This window comes from Jatrophihabitans sp. (genome assembly GCF_036389215.1).
GTDB lineage: Bacteria > Actinomycetota > Actinomycetes > Mycobacteriales > Jatrophihabitantaceae > Jatrophihabitans_A.
On record NZ_DASVQG010000158.1, the window covers coordinates 14,468 to 28,864 of the forward strand.

14 protein-coding genes are annotated in these 14,397 nt (G+C 70.6%); 3 read left to right on the plus strand and 11 right to left on the minus strand.

Translation table 11 applies throughout. The features are described from left to right. Positions 1-69: 69 nt before the first annotated feature. From infB to rimP, 4 genes are all read right to left on the minus strand, one after another. The gene (gene infB / locus VF542_RS08040; protein WP_408651179.1) at positions 70-2,883 is read right to left on the minus strand and encodes a translation initiation factor IF-2; all 2,814 of its coding nucleotides are present in this window, start codon (positions 2,881-2,883) and stop codon (positions 70-72) included. A 169-nt stretch (positions 2,884-3,052) separates the two neighbouring features. Next, positions 3,053-3,337, minus strand: a complete 285-nt coding sequence (locus VF542_RS08045) for a YlxR family protein (protein WP_408651191.1) — start codon at positions 3,335-3,337, stop codon at positions 3,053-3,055. Between the two features lie 64 nt (positions 3,338-3,401). Next, positions 3,402-4,496 (minus strand): transcription termination factor NusA, encoded by a 1,095-nt coding sequence (gene nusA, locus VF542_RS08050; protein ID WP_408651180.1) that lies wholly within the window; start codon positions 4,494-4,496, stop codon positions 3,402-3,404. 3 nt (positions 4,497-4,499) lie between these two features. Further along, positions 4,500-5,156 carry a ribosome maturation factor RimP gene (gene rimP, locus VF542_RS08055; protein WP_408651181.1) on the minus strand — a complete coding sequence of 219 codons (657 nt, stop codon included), beginning with the start codon at positions 5,154-5,156 and terminating at the stop codon, positions 4,500-4,502. 114 nt (positions 5,157-5,270) lie between these two features. Between rimP and VF542_RS08060 the strand changes: the two genes are divergently transcribed. Together VF542_RS08060 and VF542_RS08065 are read left to right on the plus strand one after the other, a co-directional pair. Next, positions 5,271-5,849 (plus strand): hypothetical protein, encoded by a 579-nt coding sequence (locus VF542_RS08060; protein WP_408651182.1) that lies wholly within the window; start codon positions 5,271-5,273, stop codon positions 5,847-5,849. Continuing rightward, complete coding sequence (locus VF542_RS08065; protein ID WP_408651183.1) at positions 5,846-6,397, plus strand: DUF4439 domain-containing protein; 552 nt, start codon at positions 5,846-5,848, stop codon at positions 6,395-6,397. Before VF542_RS08060 ends, VF542_RS08065 begins: the two co-directional genes overlap by 4 nt. Here the strand turns inward: VF542_RS08065 and VF542_RS08070 are convergent. From VF542_RS08070 to dxr, 7 genes are all read right to left on the minus strand, one after another. Further along, positions 6,394-7,134, minus strand: coding sequence for an HAD family hydrolase (locus VF542_RS08070; protein ID WP_408651184.1), 741 nt, complete (start codon positions 7,132-7,134; stop codon positions 6,394-6,396). The genes VF542_RS08065 and VF542_RS08070 overlap by 4 nt on opposite strands. 66 nt (positions 7,135-7,200) lie before the next feature. After that, the gene (locus VF542_RS08075; protein WP_408651185.1) at positions 7,201-8,052 is read right to left on the minus strand and encodes a GNAT family N-acetyltransferase; all 852 of its coding nucleotides are present in this window, start codon (positions 8,050-8,052) and stop codon (positions 7,201-7,203) included. A gap of 63 nt (positions 8,053-8,115) precedes the next feature. Continuing rightward, positions 8,116-9,321: a GNAT family N-acetyltransferase gene (locus VF542_RS08080; RefSeq protein WP_408651186.1), complete on the minus strand. Its 1,206-nt coding sequence runs from the start codon at positions 9,319-9,321 to the stop codon at positions 8,116-8,118. A gap of 71 nt (positions 9,322-9,392) precedes the next feature. Beyond that, complete coding sequence (gene ispG, locus VF542_RS08085; RefSeq protein ID WP_408651192.1) at positions 9,393-10,529, minus strand: flavodoxin-dependent (E)-4-hydroxy-3-methylbut-2-enyl-diphosphate synthase; 1,137 nt, start codon at positions 10,527-10,529, stop codon at positions 9,393-9,395. 82 nt (positions 10,530-10,611) lie between these two features. Continuing rightward, positions 10,612-10,980, minus strand: a complete 369-nt coding sequence (locus tag VF542_RS08090) for an FKBP-type peptidyl-prolyl cis-trans isomerase (RefSeq protein WP_408651187.1) — start codon at positions 10,978-10,980, stop codon at positions 10,612-10,614. A gap of 58 nt (positions 10,981-11,038) precedes the next feature. Beyond that, on the minus strand, positions 11,039-12,328 hold the full coding sequence (locus tag VF542_RS08095) for a M50 family metallopeptidase (RefSeq protein WP_408651188.1): 1,290 nt from the start codon (positions 12,326-12,328) through the stop codon (positions 11,039-11,041). 90 nt (positions 12,329-12,418) lie between these two features. Beyond that, positions 12,419-13,666, minus strand: a complete 1,248-nt coding sequence (dxr, locus tag VF542_RS08100; protein WP_408651189.1) for a 1-deoxy-D-xylulose-5-phosphate reductoisomerase — start codon at positions 13,664-13,666, stop codon at positions 12,419-12,421. Between the two features lie 158 nt (positions 13,667-13,824). Between dxr and VF542_RS08105 the strand changes: the two genes are divergently transcribed. Continuing rightward, positions 13,825-14,094: a DUF2631 domain-containing protein gene (locus VF542_RS08105; protein ID WP_408651190.1), complete on the plus strand. Its 270-nt coding sequence runs from the start codon at positions 13,825-13,827 to the stop codon at positions 14,092-14,094. Positions 14,095-14,397 lie beyond the last annotated feature (303 nt).

Here is a 14,397-nt window from a genome sequence, read left to right on the forward strand (position 1 = left end):
CCCGCCGAAGGTCATGCCCAGCGCCGCCAGGCGGGCTGAGCATGACCTTCTCGGGACCTCGCTGACGTACTAGCCGCGTGGCTTCTCACGCATCTCGAAGGTCTCGATGATGTCGCCGATCTTGATGTCGTTGAACGACCCGAGACCGATACCGCACTCGAAACCTTCACGCACCTCGGTGGCATCGTCCTTGAACCGCCGCAGCGACTCGACGTTGAGATGCTCGTTGACCACGATGCCGTCGCGGACCAACCGGGCCCTGGAGTTGCGCCGGATGGTGCCCGACCGGACGATCGAACCGGCGACATTGCCGATCTTCGGAACCCGGAAGACCTCGCGCACCTCGGCCGTCCCGAGCTGGGCCTCGACGAACTCGGGCTTGAGCATGCCCTTGAGCGCGGCCTCGATCTCGTCGATCGCCTGGTAGATGACCGTGTAGTACCGGACGTCGACGCCCTCACGTTCGGCAGCCTCGCGCGCCTTGCCCTCGGGCCGGACGTTGAAGCCGATCACCACCGCGTCGGAGGCGATGGCGAGGTTGATGTCGTTCTCGGTGATGGCACCGACGCCGCGGCCGATCACCCGCAGCGAGACCTCGTCGTTGCCGTCGTTGAGCTCGATCTTCAGCAGTGAATCCTCGAGGGCTTCCACCGAACCGGACACGTCACCCTTGATGATCAGGTTCAGCTGCTGGACCTCACCGGCAGCCAGCGCCTTGTCCAGGTCGTCCAGGGAGATCCGCCGCCGGTTGGAGGCGAGCTGGGCGTTGCGCTCGCGGGCCGAGCGCCGGTCGGCGATCTGGCGCGCGATCCGGTCCTCCTCCACGACGATGAAGGAGTCACCCGCGCCGGGAACCGACGTCAGACCCAGCACCATCACGGGAGTACCCGGTCCGGCTATCTCCACCGGCTTGCCGTCGTCGTCGAGCATCGCCCGGACCCGGCCGAAGGCGTCGCCGGCGACGATCGAGTCGCCGACGTGCAGCGTCCCGCGCTGGACCAGCACCGTCGCCACCGGACCACGGCCGCGGTCCAGGTGTGCCTCGATGGCGATGCCCTGGGCGTCCTGATTCGGGTTGGCCCGCAGGTCCAGGGCCGCGTCCGCGGTCAGCAGGATGCCCTCGAGCAGCCCGTCGATGTTGACGTTGTTGCGCGCGGACACGTCGACGAACAGCGTGTCACCGCCGTACTCCTCGGCCACCAGCCCGTATTCGGTGAGCTGCTGGCGCACCTTCTGCGGGTTGGCGCCTTCCTTGTCGATCTTGTTCACCGCGACCACGACCGGCACGTCCGCCGCCTGGGCGTGGTTGAGCGCCTCGATCGTCTGAGGCATCACCCCGTCGTCGGCCGCGACCACCAGCACCACGATGTCGGTGGTGGAGGCACCTCGGGCACGCATGGCGGTGAACGCCTCGTGACCGGGGGTGTCGATGAAGGTGATGGCCCGCTCGAGGGCGTCGTGCTCCACATGGACCTGGTAGGCACCGATGTGCTGGGTGATGCCACCGGCCTCGCCTGCGATGACGTTGGACTTGCGGATCGCATCGAGCAGCCGGGTCTTACCGTGGTCGACGTGACCCATCACGGTCACCACCGGCGGGCGGGCGATGAGGTCGCCCTCGCCGCCCTGGTCAGAGCCGAAGGTCAGGTCGAAGGACTCGAGCAGCTCGCGGTCCTCGTCCTCGGGGCTGACGACCTGGACGTTGTAGTTCAGCTCGGCCCCCAGCAACTGCAGGACCTCTTCATTCACCGACTGGGTCGCGGTGACCATCTCGCCGAGGTGGAACATCACCGTCACCAGCGCGGCCGGCTCGGCATTGATCTTCTCGGCGAAGTCCGACAGCGACGCGCCGCGGGGAAGCCGCAGCACCTCACCGCTGCCGCGCGGAACCTGCACGCCGCCCAGCGACGGAGCGGACATGTTGTCGAACTCTTGACGGCGCTGCTTCTTGCTCTTGCGACCACGGGTCGGACGGCCACCCTGCCGGCCGAACGCGCCGGCCGTGCCGGCACCGCGACCACGGCCACCGGGACCGCCACCACCGGGACGGGAGCCGAAACCGCCACCGCCGCCACCGGGTGCGCCACCGGGGGCGCCGCCGCTGCCACCACCGGGACCGCCGCGGTAACCGCCGCCGGCGCCGGGAGGGCCACCGGGACGGCCGGGACCGCCGGGACGGCCGGCACCGGCACCACCGGGACCGCCGGGACGGCCGGGCGCGCCGGGACGGCCGGGACCGCCAGCGCCGCCGGGACCCCCGCCGCGGCCAGGCACCATGCCCGGGTTCGGGCGGGGCGGCATCATGCCGGGGTTGGGACGGGGGCCGCCGGCGCCGGGCGAACCGCCGGGACGCGGACCGGCCGGACGGGGTGGCATCTGGGACTGCCCGGATGGTGAACCGCCGGGACGCGGAGCTCCGGGCCGGGGGGCGGGCTGGCCGCCACCGACGCCGAACGGGTTGTTGGCGACCCTCGGGCCACCGGGACGCGGCGCACCGGGACGCGGGGCCGGCGACGGCGCCGCGGGCCGGGCGAGGCCGGGCTCGGACACCGGTGCGGGTGCGGCGGTGGCCGCTGCCGCGATCGGGGTCGGGGCAGCCGCCGGAGCCGGAGCCTGCGAGGCGGCCGGGGGCGGCGAGGTCACCGGGGCGACGTCGGCTGCCGGTCGGGAGACGGGCCTGGGTGCCGACGCGGGTGCGGTCTTCTTGGGCTGGGATTGGGTCGAGATCGGGAACGCCTCACGGAGCCGCCGGGCGACCGGCGCCTCGACCGTGGACGATGCGCTCTTGACGAACTCACCGAGTTCGCTGAGCTTTGCCAGAACTTCCTTGCTGGGTACGCCGAGTTCTTTCGCGAGCTCGTGTACGCGGGCCTTGCCTGCCACTGGACTCCTTCGTCGCAGGACCGGCGGTCAGCCCGCACGGTCCCGATTTAGGTGGGAAACGCAATCATGGTTGGCGCTTCATCGGGTGCTCATAGCTCTTCTTCTCACAATCGCTGCGTACTCGGTCAGCGGAAGCTGGCGGAGGGCAATTCCGACTCGATCCACCGGTCTATGACCCGGCAATCGACTCGACGTACGTCCGAACCGGCGAGACGTCCAGGTGGGCGGTGCTGCGCAAGGCCCGTCCGAACGCCCGACGACGCTCGGCGAGCTCCATGCATCCGGGAACCGGGTGAAGCCAGGCTCCCCGTCCGGAGGCACGGCGTCGCGGATCCGGCAGCACCCGGACCGACAAACCCGGCGGACTCGACGAGTTCCCGGCCTCGGTGGACACTGCTGGCCCCGCTACGACGCGAAGCAGATCGGTGGCCGGTGCCCGCTGGCGGCAGCCGATGCAGGTACGCGGAACGCGTGCGTCATCGAGCCGGCCACCGTCGAGCTGACGGCCAGGGACAACTCTACTCCCCACCGGCGCCGGATTCGGCCACCAGTCGGGCGGATCCCCGCGTCACCGGCCGGATGTCGACGGACGGTTCGGCATCCCACTCCTCCACTCCCGGGCCGGAGGGTTCGGACTGCTCCGCGTCGGAGTGGATATCGATCCGCCAGCCGGTCAACCGGGCCGCCAGCCTGGCATTCTGGCCTTCGCGCCCGATCGCCAGCGACAGTTGGTAGTCGGGCACCACCACCCGGGCCGCCTTGGCCACCGGGTCGATGACCTGGACCTCACGGGCGACGGCGGGCGACAGCGCGTTGCCGACGAAGGTTGCCGGATTCTCGTCGTAGTCGATGATGTCGATCTTCTCGCCGTGCAGCTCGGCCACCACGTTGCGAACCCGCTGGCCCATCGGCCCGATGCAGGCACCCTTGGCGTTGAGCCCCTCGACCTTGCTGCGCACGGCGATCTTGGTCCGGTGGCCGGACTCACGGGCCACCGCCATGATCTCGACGCTGCCGTCGGCGATCTCGGGCACCTCCAGGGCGAACAGCTTCTTGACCAGGCTCGGGTGCGTCCGGCTGAGGGTGATCTGCAGGCCGCGCATCCCACGGGTCACCGAAACCACGTAGCACTTGATCCGGCTGCCATGGTCATAGACCTCACCCGGCACCTGCTCCGACTGCGGCAGCACGGCCTCGACCTTGCCCAGGTTCACCACGACCAGGCCGCGCTGGGAGGCCTGCGCGTCGGCCTGGATGATGCCGGTGACGATGTCACCTTCGTGACCGGAGTACTCGCCGTAGGTGTTGTCGTGCTCGGCGTCACGCAACCGCTGCATGATGACCTGCTTGGCCGTCATCGCCGCGATCCGGCCGAAGTCGGTGGGGGTGTCGTCGAACTCCTCGATCAGCTCGCCGTCGGGTGAGTACTCCGCCGCCCAGACGGTGACCGCGCCGGACTTGGAGTCGATCTCGACCCGGGCATGCGGCATCGGGTGGTTGGTATGCCGGTATGCCGTCAGCAGCGCCGTTTCCAGCGCCTGCATGACGGTCTCAAAGGAAATCTCCTTCTCTCGCTCGATACTGCGCAGTGCCGCGATGTCTACCGAGACCATGGCTTAGGCCTCCTTTGTGTGGTTCCGCTGATGTTCCAGTTCCTCATTGGCGAACTCGTCGAACTCGCCGTCGTCATCGTCGTCGAGGTTCATGCCGTCGTCGACGTCCGCGCTGTCGTCGAGGTCCACGCTGTCCTCGAGGTCGGCGTTGTCGTTGGGGTCCGCCCCGTCGGCCTCGCCGGCATCGGACGGGGCCTCCCCCGGCCGGGAGAACTCCACCTGGACCCGGCCGGGGCCCAGTCCCGCCATCGGCAGGCTGCGTTCGGTGCCGGCGATGTCGAGCACCACCGTGGAGTCATCGACGGAGAGGACCCGTCCGGTCAGTTGCCGGCCCTCGACTCCGATGGTGACCAGCCGGCCGATGGCCCGGCGCCAGTGCTTCGGCTGGGTCAGCGGCCGGTCGACCCCGGGTGAGCTGACCTCCAGCACGTACGGGCCGGCGAAGCTCGCACCGGTGCCACTGTCATCGTCGAGCACGTCGGAGATCGTCCGGGAGATGGTCGCGACGGCGTCGAGGTCGATGCCGTGGTCACCATCGACACTGACCCGGATCAGGCTCCGACGGCCGGCGGCCGTCACCGAAAGCTCGTCCAGGTCATATCCCGCAGCGGTGATGACCGGGCGGATCAGCTCGATGAGCTGTTGACGTTGCGCAGTCATGTTCAGGCGCTCCCGTCGGTGTCCAGTTGTGGCCAAGTATGCCCGCGAAGTCCGGCGCGCCAGCTTGGAAGGCTGTCGTGCCAGCTTACCGGTATCTGAAAGACTGCTCGCGCCATGGCCGACATATCCCGCAGGACTTTGCTCAGCCGGGCACTGCTCGGCTCGGCGCTGGCCGGCGGCGCGCTGCTCGGGCTGACCAGGCCGATCAAGCACAAGGTCGCCGTGCCGCCGCCCCCGCCGCCCGTGGCGTTGACCGCCGCCCTGGCCCGGCAGCGCCACCTGCTGGACGGCTATGACCTGGTCCTGGCAAACCAGCCCGCGCACCCCGGCCTGGCCGGCCTGCGGGCCGACGTGGCGGCGCACGGCAACGCACTGCGCGCGGTCCTGCAGCACTATCCGGGGTGGCGGCTGAGCACCAGCTCGACGGTGTCGGGCAGCCGGACACCGGGCAGCAGCGTGCCGCCGGGCAGCCGGACACCGGGCAGCAGCCTGCCGCCGGGCACGACGGCAGCGGGTACCGGCAGCCCGGTCACCACCCTTCCGGCGCTGGCGGCGGCGAGCCGCTCTGCTGCGGCTGCCACGAGCCAGGCCTGCCTGGACTGGCCGGCCACCGAGGCCCATGCCGGTGAGGTTGTGCCGCTGCTGGGCAGCATCGCAGCCTGCCTGACCAGCCACTCTCGAGTGCTCGGATGACGGCGCCCCAGGACGCCGTGGTGCAGGCGCTGCAGCGGGTGCTGGCGACCCAGCACGCCGCGGTGTTCGGCTATCCGGTGATCGGGGTGACGCTGCGCAGCCCCGGCCAGGTCCGGCGCGCCCGACAGCTGGAAGCGGGCCACCGGCGTACCCGGGATGAGCTGATGGCTCAACTTGCCGCTCGCCGGGTCAGCCCGGTGCCGGCCGAGGCCAGCTATGCCGCGGCCCAACCGATCACCGGGCCCGCCGACGCGCAGCGCTGGGCGCTGGACCTGGAAGAGGACTGTGCCGGCGCCTACCGCTACCTGCTGGTGGCGCCGGTGCTGGCCGTCGGCGGGACGAGTGCCGGCCCTTCCTCCGGGACGACGGCTTCCTCCGGGGCGAGTGTCGGCCCAGCTTCCTCCGGGGGAACGGCGCCGACCGCCGCTGAGCAGGCCAGCCTCCGCCGGCAGGCGCTGACCGGGCTGACCACCGCGGCACTCACTGCCACCGAATGGCGCTCGCTGCTCAGCCCGAACGCCCCGACGACGCCCTTTCCCGGCCTCTAGACCGAACCTCTTGGATCGGGCTCGCGAACCGGCACGCCGCTGGCCAGCCAGCCGTCGATCAGGGGCACCAGGTCGAGCAGCTCGTGCACCACCGCGTCCGGGGTGCCCTCGATACCGGTGACCTGCGCCGGCGGAATGTCGCTGTGTGGCACCAGCACCGCGTGCATGCCGACCCGGTTGGCGCCGAAGACGTCCTCGAACAGCCGGTCCCCGACGTAGACCGCCCGGCCCGGGTCCGTGACGCCCACCGCGTTCAGCGCCGCCCGGAACGCCTCCGGATGCGGCTTGGCCCAGGCGATCTCGGAGGAGTACACCGCGCCGTCGATCAGGTGGTCGATGCCGTCGCGCTCGAAGATCCGCCGGTGCTCGGTGGCGGGCCAGGTCGTGTTGGACAGCACCCCCACCTTGAGCCCGCGCTGCCGCAGGGCGGTGAACAGCTCGGGCACCGTCGGGTCGGTGTAGCTGTGGGCGTCCCACCACTGGTAGTACGTGCGCCGTTGCTGCTCGGTCAGCGTCAGCGCCGCCTGCTCCAGGATCTGCTCGAAGGTGCCGCTGCGGTGATCGTCCTTGACCGCGGCCCAGACGCTGCTCTCGGCGACGTGCAACGCCTGCGCCTGCACCTCGTCGGCGGTCACCGCCAGCCAGCACTCGAACGGATCGATGGTGTGCCAGGGGGTGAGCGTGCCGCCCCAGTCGAAGATCACCGCATCCAGGGTCATGCCGGAGGAACTACCCATGCTGGATGACTACCCATGCTGGATTACTACCCATGCTGGATTACTACCCCCATGATCCGACACGGCTCAGAACAGCACCGTGCGCAGGGTGCCGACCTGCCGCATCCCGAGCCGGTCGTAGAGCCGGCGGCCGGCGATGTTGTAGTCGTTGACGTACAGGCTCACCGTCGGCGCCAGTTGCAGGGCGAACCTCAGGACCGCCGCCATCGCCGCCGTGCCGATCCCCTTGCCGCGCAGGTCCGGGCGTACCCAGACGCCTTGGATCTGAGCGGTGGCATTGCCCAGCACCGCGATCTCGGCTTTGAACTCGACCTCCCCGCGGGTGTCGAAGCGGGCGAACGCCCGGCCGGAGCTGATCAGGTCGGCCACCCGGGCCCGGTAGCCGCGGCCGGCGTCGTGGCCGGTCGGCGACATGCCGAGTTCCTCGGTGAACATCGCCACCGCTGCCGGCAGGAACCGGGGCAACTCGGCCGGGCGGACCCGGCGGACCCGGCTGTCGGGCTCCACCCCCGGCGGCGATTCGGTGCACAACAGCGGCTGGCTGGCCCGGATCGCCCGCGCGGGACCCCAGCGCCGGGACAGCACCGACCACATCACACCCACCGACTCGGCGTCACCGACGATCGAGGAGCAGCCCCGCCCGGTCCGGGCCAGCTGGCCGGCGATCAGCTCCAGGGCGCCGAGATCCTCACCGACCGGGATCAGGTTGCCGCCCGCGAGGACCGCCGCGCGCAACGCCTCGCCCGCCTCGCCGACGCCCCACAGGTAGCCGCCCAACCGGTGCGGGTTGAGGTCCGGGGCGCGCTGCAAGCGGGCGTCCAGAACGCAGTTGAGCACCCGGTTGCGCTGCACCAGCGACCGCACCGCCAGCTCGTCGGCAGCCATCAGCACCCGGGGTTGGGCGTGAATCACGGTCATGTACAAAACGTACCGCTCACGCCCGCCTACGGCGTACCGGCGCCCTGGTGCCGAAGTTTCGGGCTAGAACGCCGTGCCGTGGAACGGTGCCCGGTCGGTGCCGAAAGCCAGCTCCAGCCGACCCAGCAGCGCCGGATCCTCACACTGCAGCAGGCCGGCCCGGGCCAGCGTCTGCAGCCGGTGCCCGCCGAGGTAGGCAGAGCCGAGGCCGGCCAGGCTGAAGCTGACCTCTGCCGGCCGGTCGGTCGGCACGCAGCTCGCGCCGTCCGGGCCGCCGGTCAGCGCCACCCGCCGGTCGCCCAGCAACGGGTCCTGCACGTGCACCACGGTGTCGATCTCCACCCGGTAGCTGCGCGCGGCCAGCATCGCCGCAACGTCGATCGGACGCACCCACACCCCGTCGTTGACGACGGTGGTGCGCACCTGGCGGGGATTGGTGAGCAGGAACGGCAGCGGGTCGTCCACCGGGATCTGCAGGCTCTCGATGCTGCCGAACAGGTCCATACCCAGCACGACCTGCCAGAGCGCGGCATGCGCGTCGGTGGTGCAGACGGCATATTCGTTGATCCAGCACATGTGCGCCGGCAAGCCGTCGTTCCAGTTGTGCTTCACCCGGTAGCTCAGGTAACCCTCGGGATGCACCAGGTAGAACTTCGCGCTCATCCCGTCCCGCCACTGCTCGCGGTCCCGGAAGACCGAGTCCCACCAGGGCTCTGTCCGGTCGAGCGCCCCGGGCACCTGCTCGCGCCAGCGCCGGTGCAGCTCGGGCAGCACCGGGCGGGCCTGCTCGGCGGTCAACAACCGCACCTCGTCGCCGGCGTCCCGCGCGGGACGGATCAGCGTCGCCGCAGGCCGGTCGATCACCGTTCGGCGCACCAAGGTGGCAGGGCCGTAGCCGAACCGGCTGTAGATGCCGCCCTCGCTCGCGGTCAGGATCGCCGCCGGCGCCCCCTCGGCGGCGAAGTCGCGCACCTGCCGGTCCATCAGCGCGCGCAGCACGCCGCGCCGGCGGTGCGTCGGGCTCACCGACACCCAGCTGACGCCCGGTACGGCCAGCGACCCGCCGGGCACCGTCATGCTCGCGAACCGGTAGGCACCGGTGACGCCGACGATCCGGTCGCCGACCGTGGCCACCAGGAACTCCGGCGGATCGACGGCGAAGGAGTCCTCGGCGTCCTGCTCGGTGGGGTGGGTGCCGAAGGAGTTGCCGTCCAGCCGAAGGATCTCGGCGTGATCCTCAGCTGTCCCCGGTCTTACTTCTACGTCCACGTCGGTCGAGTCTGCCGCGCTGGCCGAGCCGCCACAAACGAATTACCGTTGCATCGCCTTGGGGCACGACGTCAGCTGACGGCCACCGACGGCTCGCCCGAGGCCACCCCGTCGGCGGTCATCTGCTCGGCCATCCGCAGCGCCTCCTCGATCAGGGTCTCCACGATCATCGACTCGGGCACGGTCTTGACGACCTCGCCCCGCACGAAGATCTGGCCCTTGCCGTTGCCGCTGGCCACCCCGAGGTCGGCCTCGCGGGCCTCACCCGGGCCGTTCACCACGCAGCCCATGACGGCGACCCGCAGCGGCACCTCAATGCCCTCCAGGCCGGCGGTGACCTTCTCGGCAAGGGAGTAGACGTCGACCTGGGCCCGGCCGCAGGACGGGCAGGAGACGATCTCGAGCTTGCGCTGGCGCAGGTTCAGCGACTGCAGGATCTGCAGGCCGACCTTGACCTCCTCGACCGGCGGAGCGGACAGCGAGACCCGGATGGTGTCGCCGATGCCCTTGCTGAGCAGCGCGCCGAACGCCACCGCGGACTTGATGGTGCCCTGGAACGCCGGACCCGCCTCGGTCACCCCGAGATGCAGCGGGTAGTCGCACTGCTCGGCCAGCAGCTCGTAGGCCCGCACCATCACCACCGGGTCGTTGTGCTTGACCGAGATCTTGAAGTCGCGGAAACCGTGCTCCTCGAACAGCGAGGCCTCCCACAGCGCCGACTCCACCAGCGCCTCCGGGGTGGCCTTGCCGTACTTGGCCAGCAGCCGCTTGTCCAGCGAGCCGGCGTTCACCCCGATCCGGATCGACACCCCGGCGTCGGCGGCGGCCCGCGCGATGGCGCCCACCTGATCGTCGAAGGCCCGGATGTTGCCCGGGTTCACCCGCACTGCGGCACAGCCTGCGTCGATCGCGGCGAAGACGTACTTGGGTTGGAAGTGGATGTCGGCGATCACCGGGATCTGGCTCTTCTTCGCGATCGCCGGCAGCGCGTCGGCGTCGTCCTGGCTCGGGCAGGCCACCCGGACGATGTCGCAGCCGGTGGCGGTCAGCTCGGCGATCTGCTGCAGGGTCGCGTTGATGTCCGAGGTGAGCGTGGTCGTCATCGACTGCACCGAGATCGGCGCGTCACCGCCGACGGCCACCGAGCCCACCGCGATCTTGCGGGACTTCCTGCGCGGGGCCAGCACCGGCGGCGGTGCCGCCGGCATGCCCAACGCGACCGGAACGCTCACTGGATTTCCTCGATCCCTTCGATGTGGTGCGGAGAACGGTGGTGGCCGACGACCCGCGTCAGCGCAGGTCGAGCAGGTCGACCACGAAGATCAGGGTCTCGCCGCCCTTGATGGCGCCGCCGGCACCGCGGTCACCGTAACCGAGGTGCGGCGGGATGATCAGCTCCCGGCGGCCGCCCACCTTCATGCCCTGCACGCCCTGATCCCAGCCGGCGATCACCCGGCCGCCACCGAGGGGGAAGGTGAACGGTGAGTTGCGGTTGTAGCTGGCGTCGAACTCCGCCCCGGTCGAGTGCGCCACCCCGACGTAGTGCACGACCGCCTGCTGGCCGGCCTGGGCGACCGGGCCGTCGCCCTCGATCAGGTCACGGATCTGCAGCTCTCCGGTCAGCTCTCCGGGCGGGAAGTCCACCACGGGCTTGGTCAAGGCATTCTCCTCAAGGTCTGTCGGCTGGGCCGACTCGGATGACGCGGGCGGTGCCTGCTCAGTTGGGCAGGGTGATCGGCTTGACGATGTCGGCGTACATCACCAGCACCGAGAAGACGATCAGGATGCTGGCCACCACGTACATCACCGGCACCAGCTGTGCGACGTCGACGAAGATCAGCCTCGGCCGCTTGCGCAGCCGGGCGATACCGCGCCGGATCGCCTCGACGAGGGCGCCGGCCACGTGGCCGCCGTCCAGCGGCAGCAGTGGCAGCAGGTTGAAGAAGAAGAGCAGCAGGTTGACGCTGGCCAGCAGGCTCAGCAGCATCGAGACCTTGTCCAGTGCCGCCACCTGGGCGCTCTCGGCGATCTCGCCACCGATCCGGCCGAGGCCGACCACTCCGACCGCGCCGTTCTGGTCGCGTGGCTTGCCCTGGAAGACGGTGCCCACCAGGCTGCCGATCTTGGCGGGGAACTGCTTGAGGGCCTCGACGCTCAGGCCGAGTTGCTGCCAGATCACGCTGCGGATCTGGCCGGGCGTCAGCCGCTGGTAGGCCTCGGTGGTGCTGATACCGATGAAGCCGGCCTGCTTGGTCTCGGTGCCGGTGCCGGTGTACTTGGTGTTGAGGACCGGGGTGATGCTCAGCTGCACCGGCTTGCCGTCGCGGCGCACCGACAGGGTGATCCTCTTGTCGGGCGAGGCCTCGATCACCCGGACGGCGTCGGACCAGTTCTTGATCGGCGTGCCGTTGATGGCGGTGATGTTGTCACCGGGCTGCAGGACGCCGTTGGCCGGGGCCTTGCGGTAGCCAGAGCTGGTCGGTGCCGGGCAGGTCTGGTCGCTGACGGTGCTGGAGACCACGCAGTTGCTGACCGAGCCCACCGTGGTGGTCGGCGCACGCACCCCGATCAAGCCGTACAGCAGGATCGTGAGGACGAAGAAGATCAGCAGGTTCATGCTCGGGCCGCCGAGCATCACGATCATCTTCTTGCCCGGCGTGAGCCGGTAGAACTGCCGGTTGGTGTCGGCGGCGGTGACCTCGGTGCGGCTGGTGGCCCGGAACTCCTCGACCAGCTCCCCCATCCGGCGTGGCCCGCGGAACCGCTTGCCGTCCGCGCGTGGCGGCACCATCCCGATCATCCGGATGTAGCCGCCCAGCGGGATGGCCTTGAGCCCGTACTCGGTCTCGCCGCGCCGTCGCGAGAAGATGGTGGGGCCGAAGCCGACCATGTACTGGGTGACCCGCACGCCGAACTTCTTGGCGGGCACCAGGTGGCCGATCTCGTGCAGCGCGATGGAAGCCAGCAGCCCGACGGCGAAGGCAAGCACGCCCAGTGCGTAGAGCACTCCTGTGTCATCCTCCCCAACCGCGCCGGGTACGTCCCCGCGGTGTTCTCGGTATCAATTGTGCCTCGTGCTGGACGGCTCGGCGGCCAGCTAGCCGATTCCCAGCACCGCCGCCGCCTGCCGGCGCGCCCACAGCTGGGCCTGCTCGACGTCGGCGATGTCGCGCGGGTCACCGGCGGCCGCGTGCTCGCCGTCGAGCCAGCGCTCCAGCACGGTCCGCACGGTGTCGACTATGCCGAGGAAACCACAGGCTCCGCTGTGAAAGGCCGCCACCGCCTCCTCGTTGGCCGCGTTGTAGACCGCCGGCGCGCAGCCACCGGCGACGCCGGCGGCCCGCGCCAGCTCGATGGCCGGAAACGCCTCGTTGTCCACCGGCTCGAAGGTCCAGGACTGCGCCTGGCTCCAGTCCAGCCCCGGCGCGGCGCCGGCCACCCGGTCCGGCCAGGCCAGCGCCAGTGCGATCGGCAGCCGCATGTCCGGCGGACTGGCCTGGGCCAGGGTGGCGCCGTCGACGAACTCGACCATCGAGTGCACCACCGACTGCGGGTGCACCACCACCTCGACCCGGTCGTAGTCGACGCCGAACAGCAGCTGGGCCTCGATCAACTCCAGCCCCTTGTTCACCAGGGTCGCCGAGTTGGTGGTGATCAGCGGGCCCATCGCCCAGGTGGGGTGCGCCAGCGCCTGCTGCGGGGTGACGGCCTCCAGGTCGGCGCGCCGGCAGCCGCGGAAGGGGCCTCCGCTTGCGGTGAGCACCAGCCGGCGCACCTCGGCCGCGGTGCCCGAGCGCAGGCACTGCGCCAACGCCGAGTGCTCGGAATCGACCGGTATCAGCTGGCCAGGCTTGGCGGCGGCCAGCACCAGCGGCCCGCCGGCGATCAGTGACTCCTTGTTGGCCAGCGCCACGGTCCGCCCGGCCTCCAGCGCGGCCAGGGTAGCGCGCAAACCCTGGGCACCGGCCACGCCGTTGAGCACGACGTCACAGTCCAGCGTTGCCAGCTGCGCGGTCGCGTCCGGGCCGGCGAGCACCTGCGGCGGGGTCCGGCCGGCCGGGCAGCCGGCGGCCAGCCGGTCCCGCAATTCCTCGGCAGCAGCCGGCGTGCTGACGCCGACCCAACCGACCTGCCAGCGCAGCGCCTGCTCGGCGAGCAGCTCGAGGTTGCCACCGCCCGCGCAGACGGCCGTGACCGAGAACCGCTCGCCGGCCCTGTCGATCACGTCCAGGGCCTGGGTGCCGATCGAGCCGGTCGAGCCGAGCAGGACGACGCGGCGCTGGCCGGCAGGAGCGGTCCCGGCAGGAGTGGTCCCGGCAGGAGTGGTCCCGGCAGGAGTGGTCATCGCGCCATTCTGGCCGATCACCGCAAGCCGACGGGTGCCGCGGTGCCAGGGCAGCGAAACCGAGTGCCAGAATGAGGAGGGCGCGGAGCAGCCAGCTCTCGCCACCCCGCATCGTGCCCGAGCCCGCAGCCGAACCGCCGTTACAGGAGTGATCGAACGTGGCAGCCGAGTCCAACCCCATCGCCGGTACCGATGTCGAGCACGCCCGGACCCAGGAGCATGAGCGTCCCGAGGACTGGGGCTGGCACCACGAGTTCGTGACCGGACGCCAGGTCGGCGGCTGGGTCACCTTCCTGATCCTCGGTGCGCTGCTGACCACCACGCACTACAACCGCACCGGGGACGTGGCACTGATCTCGATGATGCTCGTGCTGCTGATCGGCCTGGTCTGGGACCGCCGGCGCCGGCGCAACCAGTGGCGCGGCTGAGAGAGTCGCCCCTGTAGCAAGTAGACGGCACCGTCGGCCGTCCATCGCAGGGCGACCCGCCGGCCGGCGCTCGGCGGTGCGGCCGACAGTCGCGCCCAGCACACCCCGCAGGCCCCGGCCCATGATCAGCAGATGGGCCGCAGGTCGCGGCGTCGCGGCGAGTCGGGCGGGATGACTGCGTTAGCTCAGGCGGCCGGAGACTTACGGAGCGCTTGCTCGACCCGGTCAGCGACGGCGAGCATCCAGTTCCGGTATGAACTCCAACCAAGGCCGGGAGGGTAGTAGACGAGGCCTAGGTCATCT